Origin of the sequence: Sphingopyxis sp. Root154, from assembly GCF_001427105.1 — a bacterium.
GTDB lineage: Bacteria > Pseudomonadota > Alphaproteobacteria > Sphingomonadales > Sphingomonadaceae > Sphingopyxis.
The window spans coordinates 183,460-202,613 of sequence record NZ_LMGI01000003.1; the positions used below are offsets into that span (position 1 = coordinate 183,460).

The 19,154-nt window shown below is 64.6% G+C and carries 19 protein-coding genes; 10 read left to right on the forward strand and 9 right to left on the reverse strand.

The window, feature by feature from the left end:
* Positions 1 to 78: 78 nt before the first annotated feature.
* Positions 79 to 2,271: a TonB-dependent receptor gene (locus ASD73_RS16405; protein WP_056374030.1), complete on the forward strand. Its 2,193-nt coding sequence runs from the start codon at positions 79 to 81 to the stop codon at positions 2,269 to 2,271.
* Between the two features lie 51 nt (positions 2,272 to 2,322).
* Here ASD73_RS16405 and ASD73_RS16410 read toward each other — a convergent pair whose 3' ends face one another.
* From ASD73_RS16410 to ASD73_RS16420, 3 genes are read right to left on the reverse strand one after another with little or no spacing between them, the layout of a single operon-like run.
* Complete coding sequence (locus ASD73_RS16410) at positions 2,323 to 3,330, reverse strand: histone deacetylase family protein (RefSeq protein ID WP_056374032.1); 1,008 nt, start codon at positions 3,328 to 3,330, stop codon at positions 2,323 to 2,325.
* Positions 3,327 to 3,899 (reverse strand): FMN-binding negative transcriptional regulator, encoded by a 573-nt coding sequence (locus tag ASD73_RS16415; protein ID WP_056374034.1) that lies wholly within the window; start codon positions 3,897 to 3,899, stop codon positions 3,327 to 3,329. The genes ASD73_RS16410 and ASD73_RS16415 overlap by 4 nt, the downstream gene beginning before the upstream one ends.
* A complete protein-coding gene (locus ASD73_RS16420) occupies positions 3,896 to 4,828 on the reverse strand; it encodes an alpha/beta hydrolase (RefSeq protein WP_200934984.1) in 933 nt (310 codons plus the stop codon). The genes ASD73_RS16415 and ASD73_RS16420 overlap by 4 nt, the downstream gene beginning before the upstream one ends.
* A 196-nt stretch (positions 4,829 to 5,024) precedes the next feature.
* On the opposite strand from ASD73_RS16420, the gene ASD73_RS16425 reads away from it, so the two are divergent.
* A complete protein-coding gene (locus tag ASD73_RS16425; protein WP_056374038.1) occupies positions 5,025 to 5,783 on the forward strand; it encodes an AraC family transcriptional regulator in 759 nt (252 codons plus the stop codon).
* Positions 5,784 to 5,815: 32 nt separating this feature from the next.
* Here the strand turns inward: ASD73_RS16425 and ASD73_RS16430 are convergent, their stop codons facing one another.
* Positions 5,816 to 6,295 carry an Lrp/AsnC family transcriptional regulator gene (locus ASD73_RS16430; protein ID WP_056374040.1) on the reverse strand — a complete coding sequence of 160 codons (480 nt, stop codon included), beginning with the start codon at positions 6,293 to 6,295 and terminating at the stop codon, positions 5,816 to 5,818.
* 187 nt (positions 6,296 to 6,482) lie between these two features.
* Here ASD73_RS16430 and phhA point away from each other — a divergent pair, with 187 nt between their 5' ends.
* From phhA to ASD73_RS16470, 8 genes are read left to right on the forward strand one after another with little or no spacing between them, the layout of a single operon-like run.
* Positions 6,483 to 7,355 carry a phenylalanine 4-monooxygenase gene (gene phhA, locus ASD73_RS16435; protein WP_056374042.1) on the forward strand — a complete coding sequence of 291 codons (873 nt, stop codon included), beginning with the start codon at positions 6,483 to 6,485 and terminating at the stop codon, positions 7,353 to 7,355.
* Entirely contained in the window at positions 7,352 to 8,257 is a 906-nt protein-coding gene (locus ASD73_RS16440; RefSeq protein ID WP_056374044.1) for a tryptophan 2,3-dioxygenase, read from the forward strand. The genes phhA and ASD73_RS16440 overlap by 4 nt, the downstream gene beginning before the upstream one ends.
* The gene (gene kynB / locus ASD73_RS16445; protein WP_056374046.1) at positions 8,254 to 8,883 is read left to right on the forward strand and encodes an arylformamidase; all 630 of its coding nucleotides are present in this window, start codon (positions 8,254 to 8,256) and stop codon (positions 8,881 to 8,883) included. The genes ASD73_RS16440 and kynB overlap by 4 nt, the downstream gene beginning before the upstream one ends.
* Complete coding sequence (gene kynU / locus ASD73_RS16450) at positions 8,880 to 10,121, forward strand: kynureninase (RefSeq protein ID WP_056374048.1); 1,242 nt, start codon at positions 8,880 to 8,882, stop codon at positions 10,119 to 10,121. Before kynB ends, kynU begins: the two co-directional genes overlap by 4 nt.
* Positions 10,118 to 11,131 carry a carbon-nitrogen hydrolase family protein gene (locus tag ASD73_RS16455; protein WP_056374049.1) on the forward strand — a complete coding sequence of 338 codons (1,014 nt, stop codon included), beginning with the start codon at positions 10,118 to 10,120 and terminating at the stop codon, positions 11,129 to 11,131. The genes kynU and ASD73_RS16455 overlap by 4 nt, the downstream gene beginning before the upstream one ends.
* Positions 11,131 to 12,270 (forward strand): cupin domain-containing protein, encoded by a 1,140-nt coding sequence (locus ASD73_RS16460; RefSeq protein WP_056374051.1) that lies wholly within the window; start codon positions 11,131 to 11,133, stop codon positions 12,268 to 12,270. The genes ASD73_RS16455 and ASD73_RS16460 overlap by 1 nt, the downstream gene beginning before the upstream one ends.
* Entirely contained in the window at positions 12,258 to 13,166 is a 909-nt protein-coding gene (locus ASD73_RS16465; RefSeq protein ID WP_056374053.1) for a fumarylacetoacetate hydrolase family protein, read from the forward strand. Before ASD73_RS16460 ends, ASD73_RS16465 begins: the two co-directional genes overlap by 13 nt.
* Before the next feature lie 10 nt (positions 13,167 to 13,176).
* Complete coding sequence (locus ASD73_RS16470; RefSeq protein ID WP_056374054.1) at positions 13,177 to 13,929, forward strand: maleate cis-trans isomerase family protein; 753 nt, start codon at positions 13,177 to 13,179, stop codon at positions 13,927 to 13,929.
* Here the strand turns inward: ASD73_RS16470 and ASD73_RS16475 are convergent.
* The 5 genes from ASD73_RS16475 to ASD73_RS16495 all read right to left on the reverse strand — a co-directional run bounded on the left by ASD73_RS16475 (position 13,923) and on the right by ASD73_RS16495 (position 18,754).
* Positions 13,923 to 15,179, reverse strand: coding sequence for a dicarboxylate/amino acid:cation symporter (locus ASD73_RS16475; RefSeq protein ID WP_056376105.1), 1,257 nt, complete (start codon positions 15,177 to 15,179; stop codon positions 13,923 to 13,925). The two genes, ASD73_RS16470 and ASD73_RS16475, sit on opposite strands and share 7 nt — an antisense overlap.
* 80 nt (positions 15,180 to 15,259) lie before the next feature.
* Positions 15,260 to 16,030, reverse strand: a complete 771-nt coding sequence (locus ASD73_RS16480; protein WP_082521646.1) for an ABC transporter ATP-binding protein — start codon at positions 16,028 to 16,030, stop codon at positions 15,260 to 15,262.
* An 11-nt stretch (positions 16,031 to 16,041) separates the two neighbouring features.
* Positions 16,042 to 16,887, reverse strand: a complete 846-nt coding sequence (locus tag ASD73_RS16485; RefSeq protein ID WP_056374058.1) for an ABC transporter permease — start codon at positions 16,885 to 16,887, stop codon at positions 16,042 to 16,044.
* Positions 16,884 to 17,867 (reverse strand): aliphatic sulfonate ABC transporter substrate-binding protein, encoded by a 984-nt coding sequence (locus ASD73_RS16490; RefSeq protein ID WP_056374060.1) that lies wholly within the window; start codon positions 17,865 to 17,867, stop codon positions 16,884 to 16,886. The genes ASD73_RS16485 and ASD73_RS16490 overlap by 4 nt, the downstream gene beginning before the upstream one ends.
* 14 nt (positions 17,868 to 17,881) lie before the next feature.
* Positions 17,882 to 18,754, reverse strand: a complete 873-nt coding sequence (locus ASD73_RS16495; RefSeq protein ID WP_056375171.1) for a TauD/TfdA dioxygenase family protein — start codon at positions 18,752 to 18,754, stop codon at positions 17,882 to 17,884.
* Positions 18,755 to 19,154 lie beyond the last annotated feature (400 nt).

Consider the following 19,154-nt stretch of genomic DNA (forward strand, 5'->3'; position numbering starts at 1 on the left):
GCCGCCACGCCAATTTCGCATGATAGCTTGAGCATCGGATCTTCTTACCAACAGGCAATATCAATAAGGGAGGCAAAAATGGGCTTTGCATCGATCAGGCGGGTCGCCGCATGTGGCATCTCGATCCTGGCGCTGGGACACGCATCGGGCGCGCTGGCGCAGGAAGCCGACGATACCGAGATCGTCGTCACCGCTGCGAAGCGCGAACAGTCGGTGCGCGACGTCAGCGGTTCGGTGTCGGCGGTCAACGAGGCGACGCTGCAAAAGCTCAATGCCCAGAGCCTCTCCGATTATATCACGCGCGTCCCCGGCGTCATCTTCAACGATTACCAGCCGGGCGTTTCCGAAGTCGTGATCCGCGGCGTCGCGTCGTCGACCTATCATGAGGCGAACCAGGCGACGACGGGCTATTATCTCAACGAAGTTCCGCTGATCGAACCCGGCTTCCCGCTCGTGATCCCCGACGTCGACAGCTTCGATATCAGCCGCGTCGAGGTGCTGCGCGGGCCGCAGGGCACGCTCTTCGGCTCCTCGTCGCTCGGCGGCGCGATCAACTATGTCGTGAACGAGGCCGATCCCGCGCGCTTCGATGCGGGGTTCGAAGGCGGCGTTTCGACGACCAAGCGCGCAGGCGAAGCGAGCTATGCGGTCAAGGCGATGGTCAATGTGCCGATCGCGACCGACAAGCTCGCCGTCCGCCTCGTCGCGCTCCAGCGCTACGACGCCGGCTATCTCGACAACACTCTGCTCGGCGAGAAGGGCAGCAACGACCTTCGCGTACGCGGCCTGCGCGGTTCGATCGTCTTCACTCCGACCGAGACGACGCGCGTCTCAGCGCTCAGCATGTATCAGGAATATGATCTCGACGATCAGACCTATGTGATCTTCGGTCCGCCCAAGACCTTCGAACGCGCCACTAACGTTGCCGAATATCAGGACACGCAGTTCATGATGCACAGCCTGCGGATCGAGCAGGATCTGGGCTTTGCGACGCTGACCGCGGTCGGCAGCTATACCGAGAAAAAGGCCGACCTGGCGTTCGACAATTCGATCTTTGGCGGCAACGACCCGCGGACCGACACCCCCGAACTCGCGAGCGGCAAGGGCAAGTCGAAGACCGAATATGGCGAGCTGCGGCTCGCGTCACCCGACGGCGGGCGTTTCCGCTGGCTGCTTGGCGTCAACTATACGCGGCTGCGGTCGAACAACACCGACGGCACCTTTATCGAAGGCATCTCCGACTATATCGACGCCAATCCGGGCGAGTTCGGCGGGCGGCCGGGGAGCGAACTGGCCCCCGACGATCTGGCATCGCGGACGGTCAGCAGCAACCGCGTCACCGAAAAGGCAGTTTTCGGCGAAGCGTCGTTCGCCATCGTCGACACGCTGACGCTGACGCTAGGCGGGCGCCTGTTCGAATATCGCACGGCGCCGCGGCTGCAATATCTGCCGAACTCCGACCTGATCCCGCCCTTCGACTATGCGCCGGAGACGAGCAAGGATTCGGATTTCATCCCGAAGGCGTCGCTGACGTGGAAGCCGTCGAAGGACTTCATGATCTATGGCCTCTATTCCGAAGGGTTCCGCATCGGTGGCCTCAATGTCTATTCGCTCGCGACCGCGGGGCTGCCGCTGACGTTCGAAAGCGACACGACGAAGAATTATGAAATCGGGACGCGCTTCGACCTGATCGACCGGACGCTGAGCGTCGACCTCACGGCCTATCATATCGATTGGGGCAATATTCAGGCCCGCCTGTTCACGCCCGGCGATTTCCGCGCTTACACGGTAAACGGCGGCGGAGCGGACATCGACGGCGTCGAAATCAGCCTGAACCTGCGCCCGACGCGCAATCTCAGCTTCACCTCGAACATCGCGTACAACGATGCGCGGCTGTCGTCGCTCTTGCCCGACAGCTTCGCGCCGGGCGGCGGTTATGCGAAGGGAACACGCCTGCCGGGCGCGTCCGAATGGACGCTGTCGAACTCGCTCGACCTGAGCTTCCCCGACATGTCACTGAAGCCGCGCTTCGGGATCGCACACCGCTATCTGTCGAGCGCACCCGTCGATTTCGCCGGGGCGCTCGACAAGGGCGACTTCCATCTCGTCGATCTCAACGCGTCGGTGACGGTGAGCGATCGGATCGAACTCAGCCTCTTCGCGAAGAATCTGTTCAATCAATATGGCATTTTAAACGCGCCCTTCGCTTTCGCGGGCTCGGTCGCGCGGCCGCGCACGCTGGGCGCGAGCGTGCGGTTCAGCCTGAACTGAGATGAGAAAGGGCCGCACCGCTCGGTCGAGCGGGGCGGCCCATTTGTGTCTTCAGAAACCCGAGAGAAAAGCGGCGACGTTCTTGCCCAGGTCGCCGACGGCATAGCCGCCCTCCATCACGATCAGCGTCGGGATGCCGAGTGCGGCGATGCGTCCCGCCAGCTGGGCATAATCCTCACGCTCGAGCGCGAAGCTCGAAATCGGGTCGCTGCTGTGCGTATCGGCGCCGAACGAGACGACGAGGAATTTCGCTCCCCAATCCGAAATGGCCGTCAGCGCGGTGTCGAGCGCGGGCGCATAGCTTGGCCCGTCGGTGCCGCGGGGCAGCGGGAGGTTGAGCGTAGCTCCTTCGCCCGCACCTTCGCCGGCCTCGTCGGCATGCCCCCAGTAAAAGGGGTAGTCGGTGCGTGGGTCCGCGTGGATCGAGGCGAAGAAGATGTCGGGATCTTCGTAGAAGATGTCCTGCGTCCCGTTGCCATGATGATAGTCGATGTCGAGCACCGCGACCGGCCCTAGGCGGCGGTTATGCGCCTCGCGCGCTGCAATCGCCGCGTTGTTGAGGTAGCAATAGCCGCCCATATAGTCGCGTCCGGCATGATGGCCCGGCGGGCGGCACAGCGCGAAGGCATGCGCATCGCCGCTCGTGGAAAGATGATCGAGCGCGGTCAGTGCGCCCTGCGCCGACCAATAGGCCGATTCCCACGTCCCTGCCGCGATCGGCGTCCCGGCGTCATAGCTGTACGCGCCCAGATCGGCGTCGATGCGGCCGAAAGCGAGCGGCCGGCGGCGCCTGACCGGGAAGGTATAGCCGATCGCATCGCCATTGCGTCCTGCCGCCACCCAGTCGCGGTGCGCGCGTTCGAGGAAAGCGAGATAGTCGGCGTCATGCACGGCGAGCAGCGGCGCCATGCCGAAGTCGCGCACCGGTTGCCAATCGCTGAATTGTTCGACGATCGATCGCGGGCGCTCGATATTTTCGGCATAGGGCACCCAGTCGCCATTGTGCAGTTCGCGCAACGGCGCATGGGCGGTCTGGCGATCGTCGAAGAAAAGCTTCACCTTTGTCCTTCCATCCATTTCGCGAGCGTCCGGTCGCTATGGCCCGCGACGATCTCGGCAAAGCCCTCGGCGCTCTCATCCTGCCCGAGCTTGAAGCTGTATTCGGCCGAGCGGACGTGCGCGCGAAAGCCGATGATCTGGTCGAGCATCTTTTCATAGCGCGCGCCGAGGCTCGCTGTCGACCAGGCGCCGCCTTCCATCTTCGCGACAAGCTGCTCGATCGCATCGCGCGTTTCATCGCCGACGAACTCGATCTCGACAGTGAAGCGCAATACCGCATAATTCCACGTGGGCGCCCAGTCGGGCTTCGACAACAGCGTCGTCGGAACATAGCCCGACGGCCCGTTGAACAGGATCAGGCCGCGCGGGTCGGCGCGGAAATCGGTGACAAGCACATTACGCAGCGCACAATGGCCGAACAGCGCGATCACCGCGCCCTCATCGTCCACCTCGGCGATCAGCGGCAGCGGGCTGGCATGGAAGGCGCCCGATATCACCCAGGCGAGCGGATATTCGGCGATCAGTCGCGCGATGTCGGCGGGGCCGCGCGGCGTGTAAAGGTCGGTCATGCCCCGACGATATCACGGATCCACGCCGCCTGCTCGTCGAGCGCGCGGCCCGCGAGGGGGGCGATCGATACCGCCTCCAGAAAGCTGTGCGTTGCGCCCTGATAAGTGACCGCGCGCGTCGGCACGCCGGCCGCCTCGAGCTTGCGTGCAAAAGCGTCGTTGCAATCGGCCAATATGTCGCATTCGGCGATGGCGAGGAAAGCCGCAGGCAAGCCGGTCAGGTCGGCGCGCAGCGGCGCGACCAAAGGATCGGCAAGCTGCTCAGGACCATCGACATACGCCGCCCAAAACGCGTCCATCTCGTCGGCTTCGAGTGAATAGTCGGTGCCGAAGCGGGCATAGCTCGGGGTGCATTCGGGCGCGAAGGCGCCATAGTTGAGCAGCATCGCAGCCGGCAACGGACGGCCGCACTGGCGCTGCAACAGGCATGCCGCAACCGACAGATTGGCGCCCGCAGAATCGCCGCCGATCAGTACGCGTGTCGCATCGAGGTTCAGCGCATCCGCTTGGGCCTCGATCCAGTCGAGCGCCGCTGCGCATTCCTCCAGCGCAACCGGAAACTTGCTTTCGGGCGACAGGCTGTAATCGATGCCGAGCACGGCGATGCCCGCGCGCGCGGCATATTCGCGCATCAGCCGGTCGTGCGTGTCGATGCTGAACAGCGTCCAGCCGCCGCCATGGATATAGAGCATGACCGGCAGCGTCGCATCGGCAACCGGGCGATGGAGCCGCAGACGGACGCCGCCCATGTCCATTTCGTGGCTCTCCGCCATTATCGGGCCACCCTCGCGCCACGGCCGGCGCACGCGTTCGGCGACCGCACGGCGGGCTGACATGCTCGCGCCTGCCGGTGCGCCATGTTCGACGTATGAAGCGTTGATCGCGTCGACAAAGCGCCGGATATCGGGGTCGGCCATGTCGTCCTGCATGGCGCTCAAGCCCTTTGACATATTTGGCATATCCTCTCGAAACGATCCTTGATCGTCTGATAGCGTTTGCGCGGCGGCCTCTATCGCCCAATCGGGCCAATCACCGCACCGGACAGGCCAGTGGGCGCATCGTCGCTGGCCAGTGGCGCGCGCGGCCTATATTGTGTATTTGTCCAAGACTTGCGAGGATCGGGCCATGAAGCATAGTGTCGATGTTCTGACGAACGACCGCCCGCTCATTGCGCTGCAGGATGAATATCCTGCCGGCTTCATCGATCCGATGCACAGTCACGATCATATCCAGATCCTCTACGCCTCGTCGGGGGTCATGTCGGTCCGCACGCCCGAAACGAGCTTCGTGATCCCGCCGCAACGCGCGGTATGGCTGCCCGCGGGGACACGTCACGAGGTCGCGTGCCGTGGCCCGGTGTCGCTCCGCACGCTGTACCTGCCGTGCCGGGGCGTTGAGACGGGGCAGGAATGCCGCGTTTTCGAAGTGTCGAACCTCGTCAAATCGCTGATCCTCGAGGTCGTCGACTTCCCCGCGCTCTACGACGTCGATGGGCGCGAGGGGCGGATCATCACGCTGTTACTCTATGAAATCGGGCGCATGCCGAACGCGCCCTACCAGGTGTCGATGCCGTCGAACCCGCGCCTGCTTCGAGTCTGCAACGCGATCATCGCCGACCCGTCGGACCCGCGCGATATCGACGACTGGGCGGCGCTTGCAGCGATGGGGCGGCGGACCTTCACGCGCAGCTTCAAGCTGGAAACGGGAATGGGGCTCGCCGTATGGCGGCAGCAGGTCCGGTTGATGGAGGCGCTTTCGATGCTCGCCGCGGGCGCATCGATCACGCAGGTGACCTATGACGTCGGCTACGACAGCCCCAGCGGGTTCGCCGCGATGTTCCGGCGCGCCTTCGGCGTGCCGCCGAGCCAGTATCTGAAGCACTGACGCCGCGGTCGGGCCGCGCTGCCGCCGCGGCGCTAGTCGCCGCGCCCGCGCCCCTCGGTCGTCCGCGCCCATTCGGCGAGGTCGCCGTGCCGTTTGATCGTCTTGAGACACACGACGGTCTTCAGCCGCTGCACGCCGGGTAGTTTCGAGAGATTGTGGCGCAACAGCTCGTCGAGATGGTCGGCAGAGCGCGAGAAGATTTTGAGCAGATAGTCACTCTCGCCCGCGGTGGTGTGGCATTCGACGACCGCGGGATGCGCGAGCACCGCGGCCTCGAAATCGGAGTGCGCATCGAAGCGAATCTGGACCTCGACGAAGCTCTGCACCGCGAGGCCGATCGCGATCGGATCAATTCGCGCCGCATAGCCTTCGATCACGCCGCTTTCCTCCAGGTTTTTCACTCGCGACCAACAGGGCGATTTGGAGAGGCCAACCTGCTCGCCGAGTTCGGCAAAAGACTGCCGGCCGTCGCGTTCGAGCGCGGCGACGATTTTCCAGTCGAGCTTGTCCATGCGTTCCGTCCTGAATCGGGTTTATGCGAGAATGGGGCCGCCTTATTCTAAACCTGAGAACAAATTCCTGCAAATATGATTGTTGGCAGAACGAACGGCGATTTTCCGTAGGCGGTCGACGCGAAATCCGCACAATGTTCGCGCGGCCCCGGGCTATCACTTGCGCCGAAGGTTTGGAGAGAGACCGATGGCCGCGACACATATATTCGACGCACCGCCCGAAGGTGTCGCGGCCAATTGGACAATGCCGCAGAACTGGGCCGCCTTCACCGCCGGGCAGCACGAAACCTGGCGGACCTTGTTCGATCAGCAGTCGGCGGCGCTCGATGGCTATGCCTGCCGGTCGTTCCTCGATGGCCTCGACATTCTTCGACAGCTGAAACCTGGCGTTCCCGATTTCGCCGAGCTTAACGCGCTGCTGAAGCCGGCGTCGGGGTGGGAAGTCGTCGCGGTGCCCGGCTGGATTCCGAATCAGCCCTTCTTCGAGCATCTGGCGAACCGGCGCTTCCCTGCCGCCAATTTCGTCCGCCCGCCCGAGCAGATCGCCTACAGCGAAGAGCCCGATATGTTTCACGACATTTTCGGCCATATCCCGATGCTCACCGATCCCGCTTTTTCGGACTTTCTGGTGGCTTATGGTCAGGCGGGACTGCGCGCCGAAAAGCTAGGGGCATCGGACTATCTCGGGCGGCTCTGGCTTTATACGGTCGAGTTCGGTCTTGTGGTCGAGGACGGCGAACTGCGCGCCTTTGGCGGCGGCCTGATGTCGAGTTTCGCCGAGGCGTTGTCGGCGCTGACCTCGCCCGAACCACGTCGCATCTGGCTCGATATTGAGCGGGTGATGCGGACACGATATAATTTCGACGAATTCCAGCAGACCTACTTCGTCGTCGCGGGGTTCGGGGAGTTGCTGCGCGCGACCGAGGAAACCGACTTCGCGGACGTCTATCGCAAGATCGCGGGCGATCCGGCGCTTGAGCCGGGAGATGCCTATCCGGGCGATTTGACCTATGAAGGGCGTCTGTCGGCCGCGCCGGCGAGCGGAGAGGCGTTCCTATGATCAGGCAGACGAGCGATGGCGGCACCGATATCTTCGAGACCGAGATCGACGGTGAGACGATCCAGTGGGACAATGGCCTGACCTATGCGCGGCATTTGCAGACGGCGCAGCTGCTCTCGGCACAGGTGCCGGTGTCGGACAAGCCCGACGAGATGCTGTTCATCATCATGCATCAGACGATGGAGCTGTGGATCAAGCTGGTGTTGCACGAGGCGCGCCTCGTCCACGACGCGATCAAGGCCGACGGGCTCGAGATCGCGGGCAAGGGGCTCGACCGGATCGCAACGATCCAGCGGCACATGATCCACAGCTGGGAGGTGCTCGCGACGCTGACCCCGCATGATTTCCTGACCTTCCGCGGCTTCCTGCGCCGCGCGTCGGGGTTCCAGTCGCAGCAATATCGCGAGCTTGAATATCTGCTTGGAAACAAGCGCGAGGATATGATGATCGTTCACAAGGACGATCCGCAAGCGACTGAAAGGCTGCGCGCCGCGTTCGAGGCGCCGTCGCTCTACGACGAGCTGCTCCGACTGCTCGCGCGGCGCGGTTTCGATATCCCTGCCGATCATCTGGAACGCGACTGGACGAAGCCCTATGCGGCGTCGGAGACGGTCGAGGATGCCTGGCTGAAAATCTACACCGACGTCGACGCGCATTGGGACCTCTACACGCTGGCCGAGAAGATCACCGCGCTCGAATATTATTTCCAGGAATGGCGCTTCAAGCACATGAAGACGGTTGCGCGCGTGATCGGGCACAAGCCCGGCACTGGCGGCTCGTCGGGGGTCAATTATCTGGTGAAGGCGCTGGACCTGAGCTTCTTTCCCGAACTCTGGTCGATGCGCACGCGGATGGCGGCCCCGCGCGAGGGCGGCGATTATGCCGAAGGGAAGAGCGCATGAGCCGGATCTGGGACATTTCGCAGCCGCTCCACGCCGCGGTGCCGGTGTGGCCGGGCGAGCCGGCCTTCGCGCTCCACAACCATGCGGTGATCGGCGAAGGCTGCCCGGTCAATGTCGGCGGCATGTTCACGCCGCTGCATGCCGGGACGCATGGCGATGCGCCGCTGCATTATGCCAATGACGGCGCCTCGTCGGCCGACTGCGATCTCGATGCGTATATCGGATCGTGCGTACTACTCGACGTCCGTCACGCGCGCGGCCGCGTCGAGATCGCAGACATCGATTGGGATGCCATAGAAGGCGGCGAGCGCGTGCTGCTGCGCACCTATGAGCATTTCCCGCATGACCAATGGGACTCGGACTTCACTGCGATCGCAAGCGACGTGATCGCGCGGCTTGGGTCCATGGGCGTGCGGCTGATCGGCACCGATGCCGCGTCGCTCGATCCCGAACAGTCGAAGACGCTCGACGCGCATCAGGCGGTCAAGGCGGCGGATATGCGGATATTGGAAGGCCTCGTGCTCGATGACGTGCCGCCCGGCCGGTACGAACTTGTCGCGCTGCCGCTCCGTATCGTCGGCGCCGACGCCAGCCCGGTGCGCGCTATCCTGAGGGAAATCGCATGACCGACACGATACTTGCCACCGATGTGTCGGCGCTTGATGCCGGCGATCCGCTGGCGCCTTTTCGCGATCGATTCCATTTGCGCGAAGGGCTAATCTATCTCGACGGCAATTCGCTGGGTGCGCTGCCGAAGGCGACGGGTGACCGGCTCGCCGAGGTTGTGGGAAGCGAATGGGGCGAGGGGCTGATCACGTCATGGCTCGGTGCCGAATGGTCGACCGCGCCGCGGCGCGTCGGTGACAAGATCGGCCGACTGATCGGCGCTAACCCCGGCGAGATTGTCGCGACCGATTCGACTTCGGTGAATATCTTCAAGGCGTTGACCGCCGCACTTTCGTTGCGGCGTGAACGGGCGGTGATCCTGTCCGAAGCGACGAATTTCCCGACCGACGTCTATATGATGCAGGGCATCGAGGCCTTTTCGGGCGGACGCGTCAAGGCGGTCACGGTTGCGCCCGACGCGGTCATCGAGGCGCTGAACGACGATGTCGCGGTGCTGTTGCTGACGCAGGTTCACTATAAGTCGGGCCGCGTGCGCGACATGGCGGGAATCACGCAGCGCGCGCACGAGGTCGGCGCGCTCGTCGTCTGGGATCTGAGCCACAGCGCGGGCGCGATCCCTGTCGACCTCAACGGCGCGAACGCCGATTTCGCGATCGGTTGCGGATACAAGTTCCTCAATGGCGGCCCCGGCGCACCCGCCTATTTGTTCGCTGCGGCGCGGCATCATGCAGCGACGCCGGTGCTGTCGGGCTGGTTCGGGCACGCGCGGCCGTTCGCCTTCGAGGAGGATTACGACCCGGCCGCCGGGATCGAGCGCTTCCAGTGCGGCACACCGCCCGTGCTCGGCCTGTCGGCGCTCGAGGTGGGCGTCGACCTCATGCTCGAAGCTGACATGGCCGAAATCCGGCGCAAGTCGCTCGCCCTCGGCGACCTTTTCATCGAGCAGATGCGGCCGCTGTGCGACACCTACGGCTTCGAACTGATCAGCACGCAAAGCCATGCTGAGCGCGGCAGCCAAGTCGCCTACGCGCACCCGCAGGGATACCAGATCGTGCAGGCGCTCAAGGAATATGACGTCATCGCCGATTTCCGCGCGCCCGATATCTTGCGCTTCGGGCTGACGCCGCTTTACCTGCGCTATCGCGACATCGTCGAAACCATCGAGCGGCTCGACAAGGTCTGCGCGACGCGCGCGTGGGACAAGCCGCAATATCATGAGCGGGCGGCGGTGACATGAGCGACGTGTCGTTACCCTTCCTGCCGAAGTCGCGCGTCGCTGCGGTGCAGGCCGCGCCGGTCTTCCTCGACACCGCCCGCACGGTCGACAAGGCGTGCGCGCTGATCGCCGAGGCCGCCGGCAACGGCGCGCAGCTCGTCGCCTTCCCCGAAGTGTTCGTGTCCGCCTATCCCTATTGGAACTGGCTAATGACGCCGATCGAGGGTGCCGAATGGCACGAGCGCCTCTATCGTGCGTCGCTCCTGATCGACGGGCCCGAGGTCGCGGCGCTGTGCAACGCCGCCCGCGATCATGGCTGCACCGTCGTCATCGGCATCAACGAACGCGATCCGGTGAGCATCGGGACGCTTTATAACACCAACCTGATCATCGGCGCCGACGGTACACTGCTCGGGCGGCATCGCAAGCTGGTGCCGACGTGGGCCGAGAAGCTCACATGGGCGGGCGGCGATGGCAGCTCGATCCGCGTCTACGACACGCCGGTCGGGCCGCTCGGCACGCTCGCGTGCGGCGAGAATACGAACACGCTCGCGCGCTTTGCGCTGCTGTCGCAGGGTGAGCTCGTCCACGTCGCCAATTATATTGCGCTGCCCGTCGCGCCCGCGTCGTACAATATGGCCGAGGCGATCAAGATCCGCGCGACCGCGCACAGCTTCGAGGGCAAGGTGTTCACGATCGTCGCCTGCTCGGCGGTGAGCCCCGAAATCATCGACGCAATGAGCGCCGACCGGCCGCAGAACCGCGAGCTGCTGTCGCGGCCGAACAGCGCCTTTTCGGGCGTCATCGACCCGCACGGCAATCTGGTGGGCGAGGCGCTGATCGACAATGAGGGCATCGTCTATGCCGAGATCGACCTTGGCGAGTGCATCCGGCCCAAGCTGATGCACGACATCATCGGCGGATATAACCGCTTCGACATCTTCAACCTGACGGTCGACCGGACTCCCCGCGCGTCGGCCCTGTTTGTCGACGAGCCGCAGCCCGTCGATTCCGACGAGGAGATGCCATAATGGCAGGCAATAGCACGATCATCGACCCGCGCGACGATGTGCTCGGCCGCGCGCGCGTCACCGACACGCCCGAGCTTGAAGCCTTTTATCAAGAGCTTGCGGCGCGCAATGCCGGCGCGTTCTGGAAACGCGCCAATGCGATCGAGCCGTGGGAACCCGAGACGCGCTATCGCCCGACGCTCTGGCGCTATGCGGAGATGCGCGACATGTGCCTGCGCGCGCTCGATCTGGTGAAGCCCGAGGAGGCGGGACGCCGCGTCGTGACGCTGCTCAACGACAGCGATGCGGGGCGCGAGAATGTTGCGGTCTGCGGCTGGCTGTTCAGCGGGATGCAGGCGATGCGCCCCGGCGAGATCACCCCCGCGCACCGCCACACCGCGTCGGCGCACCGCTTCATCATGGAGGGGAAGGGCGCCTATACCGTCGTCGACGGGCACCACATCACGCTTGGTGCCAATGATTATGTGCTGACCCCGAACGGCGCCTGGCACGATCATGGCGTCGTCGCCGGGGGCGAAGTCTCGATCTGGCAGGACGGGCTCGACATTCCGCTGATGAACAGCCTCGAGACCAATTTCTACGCGGTCTACGACCAACCCGCGCAAACCGCTGCCTTTCCTGCGGACGACCTGCCGCTGAGCTATGGCGGCGCGGGGCTGCGGCCCGAGGGCGTGCCGGCGTGGGAGAAGCCCTATTCGCCGGTGATGGTCTATCGCTGGGAGCCTACGCGCGACGCGCTGTGGAACCTCGCCAAAGTGTCCGACGGCACGCCGTTCGACGGGCATATGGTGCGTTATTCGAACCCGCTGACCGGCGGCTGGGCGCTCCAGACGATGGGCGCGCATATGCAGATGCTCAAACCCGGCTTCCGCGGCAAGGCGCACCGCCATACCGGCAATGTCGTCTATAATGTCGCGAGCGGGCGCGGCTATTCGATCATCGGCGGCGAGCGCTTCGACTGGGGCACGCACGACATTTTCTGTGTCCCCGCATGGATGTGGCACGAGCATGTCAATCTCGATCCTTCCGATGAGGCGTTTCTCTTCTCTTTCAACGATTTCCCCGTGATGGAGGCGCTCGGCGTCCGGATCGAGGAAGCCCTCCAGGAAAATGACGGACATCAAACATGCGCTTCGTGACATATCGCACGGTCGAGACCGAACCGCGGCTCGGCCTTCTCCACGACGGGCTCGTGATCGACGTCGAATATTTCGGCGATGCGATCGGCAATGACCTGCCCTCGACGATGCTCGATTTCATCGATCTTGGTCCGATCCCTCTGCGTTTCCTGCAGGAAGCCGTCGCAGCGGCGACCACCGCCGACCTGATCGGCACGTCGCTGCCTCAGGGTAATGTCACCTTGCTCGCGCCGATCCCGCGGCCGCGCAAGAATATCTTCGGAATCGGTCTCAACTATACCGAGCATGTCGCTGAATCGGCGCGTTCGCTCGACACATCGAACGAGCTGCCGCAGCAGCCGGTGATCTTTTCGAAGCCGCCGACCGCGGTCGTCGCGTGGAATGATCCGATCCGTCACAATGCGAAGGTGACGCAGCAGCTCGACTGGGAAACCGAACTGGCGGTGATCATCGGCAGCACCGCGCGCCATGTCGCCGAGGGTGATGCGCTGCACCATGTGTTCGGCTATACCGTGATCAACGACGTGTCGGCGCGCGATTGCCGCCGCGCGGGGCAGTGGATCGTCTCGAAGGGGCAGGACAGCTTCGCCCCGATGGGGCCGTGCATCGTCACCGCCGACGAGATTGGCGATCCGCACAATCTCAATATCCTGACGCATGTGAACGGCGTCGAAAAGCAGAACAGCAATACGCGCTTCATGCTGTTCAACGTACCCCAGCTGATCGCGGATATTTCGAGCGTGATGACGCTCGAACCCGGCGACATCATCGCGACCGGAACGCCCGCGGGGGTCGGCGCGGGCCGTGATCCGCAGGAGTTCATGTGGCCGGGCGACGTCGTCGAATGCACCGTCGAGGGCATCGGCACGCTGCGCAACCCGATTATTGCAGTCTGAGGCGTCCAGGATGACACGCCCCATCCGCATCGGGCAAATCGTGCCCAGTTCGAACGTCACGATGGAGACCGAGATTCCCGCGCTGCTCCGCGCGCGCGAGGCGATCGCGTCCGAACGCTTTACCTTCCACTCGTCGCGGATGCGGATGAAGAAGGTGACGAAGGAGGAACTCGCGGCGATGGACGCCGATTCCGACCGCTGCGCGCTCGAACTGTCCGACGCCGCGGTCGATGTGCTCGGCTATGCCTGCCTCGTTGCGATCATGAGCATGGGTGAGGGCTATCACCGGGTGTCGGAGGCGCGGCTGCATCAGCGGACGGTCGAGAATGGCCGTGCCGCGCCCGTCGTCACCAGCGCCGGCGCGCTGATCGAGGGGCTGGCGGCGCTGAAGGCCAAGCGCATCGCGCTCGTCGCGCCTTATATGAAGCCGCTGACGCAGATGGTCGTTTCCTACATTCAGAATGAAGGTATCGAGGTAAGCGACTGGCTGGCGCTCGAAATTCCCGACAATCTGGAGGTCGCGGCGCAGGATCCTGCGAAGCTGCTCGAGCATTACAAAAGGCTCGACCTGACCGGAATCGACGCGTTCGTCCTTTCCGCCTGCGTCCAGATGCCCTCGCTGCCGTCGGTGCAGAAGATCGAGGATGCGATCGGCTTGCCCGTGGTGTCGGCGGCGATCTGCACGGCGCACCAGATGCTTACGCGGCTTGGGCTGTCGACCGAAGTTCCGGGCGCCGGGGCTTTGCTGTCCGGCCGCTATTGATCGGCGGTGGTGGGCGGTGCAATTGCCGCCGCCGCGGCGACATCGTGCGTCACATTGGCGACGGTGCGGACCATGTCGGGGATAACGTCGATCGCGAGCAGAATCGGCAAGAGTTCGATCGGTGCGCCAATTGCGATCGCGGTTGGCGCGACCGACGCATAGAAGCTGATCTGCCCCGGCATCCCGAGAATCGCGAGTGACGACAGCACCGCGAGCGGCAAGGCAACGGCCAGCTGTAACGGCGAGACTTCGATCCCCGCCATCCACGCGAGCGCCAACGCCATCATCACAGTGTTCGACGGCGCGGTGATCTTGAAGGTCGCGACCGCCATCGGCAGGATGGCGGCGGCATTACGCTCCTCGATGCCGATGCGCTCGGCGCTCACCATCATCGCCGGCAGCGTGGCGATCGACGATTGGGTGCTCGCCGCGATGGCCTGCGCAGGAGCCATAGCGCGAGCAAAACGTCCGAGCGGGATGCCGCCGGAAAAGCGCGCGATAGTATAGCCGAGGACGATCAGCACCAGCGTCACCGATATCGAGATCGCGAGATATTGGGCGAGGATGGCGAGCACCGCTGTCCCGACGGTGGCGCCGATCGCCAGCGCGAGCGCGAAAATGCCGATCGGCGCGACGCGGAGCACCCAGCCGACGACGACGATCATCGCGTCGGCAAGCCCGCGCAGCGGCTGGAGCACCGCTTCCGCACGGTCGCGGTCGATCTTGCCAACGGCAAGGCCGAGTATGAGCGCGAAGATGACGAGCGGCAGGACCGCGCCTTCGGCGGCCGACGCGACGACATTGGTCGGGATCATCGCGCGCATCGTTTCGGCTGCGCCGGGGACCGCCGGTGCAGGCGGGGCGGGGAAGAGGCTGCGCAGCGCGGCGATATCGGCGGGCGCAATCGTGACGGCGCCGAGCAGTGGCGGGACCATCAGGGCGCCGATGACCGCCGAGACGATCAACAGGCCGATCAGCACCAGCGGCAGGCGCCGCCCGAGGCGCGCGGCTTCGTGATGGTCGCCCATGCCAAGGCTGGAGACGCCGGTCGCGACGAGCGCGAAGATCAGCGGGACGATCGTCATGCGCAGCCCGTCGAGCCAGATACCGCCGACCAGTTGCGCGGCCTCGACCAGCGGCGACGATGCCGCGATGAAGGTGCCAATCGTGAAGCCGAGGATCAGCGCGACGATCATCCAGCCCGATCCGGGCATGCGCGTGGCCCAGGCCCGTGCGCGCGAAATTACCATGAGTCGAAATCCCCCTGACCCCAGCATGCCGATGCATGCCGGGGTGGTCAAAGCCTTTGCTGTGGTCCGATTGCGGGGCGCTAATGCGCCTGCGGTACGCCCAGTTCGGCGAGCAACGTATCGCGCAGCGCGTCGAATTCCTCGCCGCCCGCACGGCGCGGGTGCGGCAAGCGGACGCGCGTGTCGTACCCGATCCGCCCTTCTTTCAGCACAAGAATGCGGTCGGCGAGCAGGATCGCTTCCTCGACATCGTGCGTGACGAGCAGCGTTGCGGGACCATGCGCCTGACACAGCTCGCCGATCAGCCGCTGCATCTTGAGCCGCGTCAGCGCGTCGAGCGCCGCGAAAGGCTCGTCGAGCAGCAGCAGCCGCGGTTCGCGCACCAGCGCGCGCGCGAGCGCCGCACGCTGCGCCTCGCCGCCCGACAGCGTCGCGGGCCAGGCATCGGTGCGATGATCGAGCCCGACCTCGGCGAGCGCCGCGATGGCGCGCTCGCGCGACGCGTCCTTGCCCGACAGGCCGATGACGACATTCTTCCACACGCTCTTCGACTGCACGAGCCGCGGTTCCTGGAACACCACGGTGCGCGCCTCGGGCACCCACGCTTCGCCGCCATCGGGGGCGTCGAGCCCGGCGAGAATGCGCAGCAGCGTCGTCTTGCCGCTGCCCGACGCGCCGAGCAGCGCGACGAATTCGCCACTGTGGATCGTGAGGTTCAGGCTGTCGAGGACGCTATTGCCGGTAAAGCTGCGGCTGACGTCGCTGACCTCGACCGCGACCGGGCGGTGCGAGAAATCGGGGACGGCGACGCGTTCGGCGGCGGCGAAATCGATCGAAAGGACGGCGGTCATCGATAAATCTCCTATCGGATGGCGACACCCGCGCGCCACGGCATGAAAAGCCGTTCGAGCGAACGGACGATCAGGTCGGCGCCGAGGCCGAGCACGGCGTAGATGGCGATGCAGATCAGGATGACGTCGACCTGCTGGTACATTTGCGCGCTGTTGAGCAGGTAACCGAGCCCCGCCGAGGCGTTGATCTGCTCGGCGGCGATCAGCACGAGCACCGAGACGCCGAGCGCGAAACGCAGCCCGGTAAAGATCTGCGGCAATGCGAGCGGCAGCACGACTTCGAGGATCAGGCGGCGCCCGCCGAGCCCGAAGCTGCGCATCGCCTCGATCACCTTGCGATCGACGTTGCGCACCCCGGCATAGGTGTTGAGATACATCGGGAACATCGTGGCAAGCGCGATGAGCAGCAGCTTCGGCGCCTCGCCGATCCCGAACCAGACGATGAAGAGCGGGACGAGCGCGAGGAAGGGGATGGTGCGCAGCATCTGGAGCAGCGCGTCGAACAGTTCCTCACCAAGCTTCGACAGGCCCGCGATCGTGCCGAGGATCAGCCCGAAGATGATGCCGATTGTGCCGCCGACGAGCGCGCGCGTGAGCGAGGTCGCAATCTGCGACGCGAGCGCCTGTTCGGTCCAGAGTTGCTGCCATCCCGCAACGAGCCCGGCGGGCGAGGGGAGGATCGACGGATCGATCCACCCCGCGCTGGTCGAGATCGCCCACAGCGCGACGATGATCAGCGGCCCGGTCGCGCGACGTACGAATGAGAAGCGCTCCGACCGGTTGCCTGTTTTGCGGACGACCGGCTGGACGAGCCGTCCGGGGTCGCCCGCGAGCGCGATCGGCGTCGGCGCGTTCATTTCGCCACCTCCTGCGCGGCGACGATGTCGTCGTAACGCTTGTCGAAAATCGCCGCGACATTGAGCTTCTTGCGGATCAGCCCTTCCTTGAAGAACAGATCGGCCTCGTCCTGATGCGCCGCGATGATCGCATCGCTGATCGGCGCATAGCTGGCGGGCGCGCGCGTGATGATCTTTTCCGCGATCGCCGCATCAACATTATAACGTTTGGCGAGCGCGGGCGCGGCTTTGGCCGGATTTTCGCGCTGCCAGCGCGTCGCCCGCGCCGCGCGTGCCACGAGATCGCCGATTGCCTTCGCTTTCACCGGATCGGCGAGCGCGGCGTCGGATGCGACGAGGTAGAAGAAGCCGGGCGTGTTGGGCGGCGCGCCGCTGGCCAGCACGCGCACCTTCCCGGCGTCGAGCGCCTGCGTCAGATAGGGCTCGCCGATCGTGATCGCGTCGGCCGATCCCTTGTCGAGCAGCCCGGTGCCGAAACCCGTCGCCTGCACCGGCTTGATGTCCTTGAGCGACAGCCCCTGCTTGTCGAGCAGCCGCGCGACGAAATAATGGAGCACCGTGCCCTTCATGAAGGATACCGACTTGCCCTTGAGGTCGGCGACGCTGCGGATCGGGGAATCGGGTTTGACGACGAGCGCATAGGGCGAGCCGCCGCCGTCGACCGTCTTGCTCACCGCGACGACCTTCACCGGGCTGCCCGCGGCCTGCGCGAAGATCAGCGGCGTTTCGGCCATCCAGCCGACATCGAGCGATCCGCCCGTCTGCGCGGCGATGATCGGCGGTCCGCCGACGAAATTGGCCCATTCGATCGTGTAACCGGTCGGCGCGCCTTCGCCCGACACGTCGAGCGACGATTTGAGCGCGTGGAGCTGGTCGCCGATCTTGATCGTCGTGCCACTGTCCGACGCGCCGCCGCACGCCGCAAGCGACAGGAAGGCGCCGGCGACGAGCGTGCGGAGGGGCGTGAGGGAGAGTTTCATCTGCTGAATTCAGATCAGGCGTTCGGGCCGACCGGGCGGTCGCCGACGATCGTTACGCGCTCCATGTGGCGCGCCTCGCTATAGTCGGGGACGGCATAATGCTGCGTCGCGCGATTGTCCCAGAAGGCGATCGAGCCGGGCTGCCAGCTCCACCGCACCTGGAATTCGGGGCGCTTGACCTGATCGAACAGCCGCGCGAGCAGCGCCTTGCTCTCATCCTCGGGCAACCCGACGATGTACCGTGTGAACACCGAATTGACGTAGAGAACCTTCTCGCCGGTCTCGGGGTGGACGCGTACGACGGGATGCTCGACCGGTGGGAAACTGGCGCGTAGCGCGTCCTTCTTTTCCTCGGTGTCGAGGAACTGGATGAAGATGCTCGGGTCGTGGATCGCGGTCAGACCGTCGATCCGTGCCTTTGTTTCCTCGTCGAGCGTTTCATAAGCGGCGACGGCGTTGGCGAACACGGTGTCGCCGCCCAGCGACGGCGACACGCGCTGGATCAGGATCGACGCCGCCGAAGGCTCGGTGCGGAAGGTCGTGTCGGCATGCCAGTTGCTGTCGGTCGACTGGCGATATTTGCCCTTTAGCTCTTGCGAGATCAGCGGCAGGATCTGCGGATAGTCGGGCAGCGAAAAGACCGGATGCTCCTCGAGATCGCCGAACGCCGCGCCCAGCGCGATATGCTGTTCGCGCGTCAGATTCTGGTCGCGGAAAAAGAGCACCTTGTGCTGGAGCAGCGCTGCGCGCAGCGCGTCATAGGTCGGGCGGTCGAGCGGCCGCGCGAGGTCGATGCCACTGATCTGTGCACCGAGGCTCGGCTGTAGCGGCGTGATGTCGAAGAGTTTGATGGCGGTTTCGCTATGTTCGAGCGTCTGGACGGTCATGTCAAAATCCTTGTCGATTGGGATCGCAGCGCGAAGCGCGCGGCGATGCATCGGCGAACCGCCACGCGGCGCCGGAAAAACGGGTTCGGGTCAGGAAAGCGCCCGGCTCGGACGCGGGTCGCTATCGCGGTGGGGAGTATTGCATCGTATCACCTCATCGAATGAGGGGAACACGATACCTGGCGCTGTCGCCTGAGCATCGCGCGCTTTAGCTGTTGGTAACGCGGAGCAAGCTGCTTCCCGGTCAAAAGCCGCGGATCCCGAAAAAAACGCCTCGCCGGTCGGGATCAAGCCGGCAACTCAACTTGATCGGTAGAGTTGGCGGCGTCAAGCGTAGTTTCGCTTTCATGCTGCAAAGCACCGCTCAGTTCGACCGGGCCGTCGCGTCGGCGCGAATGGA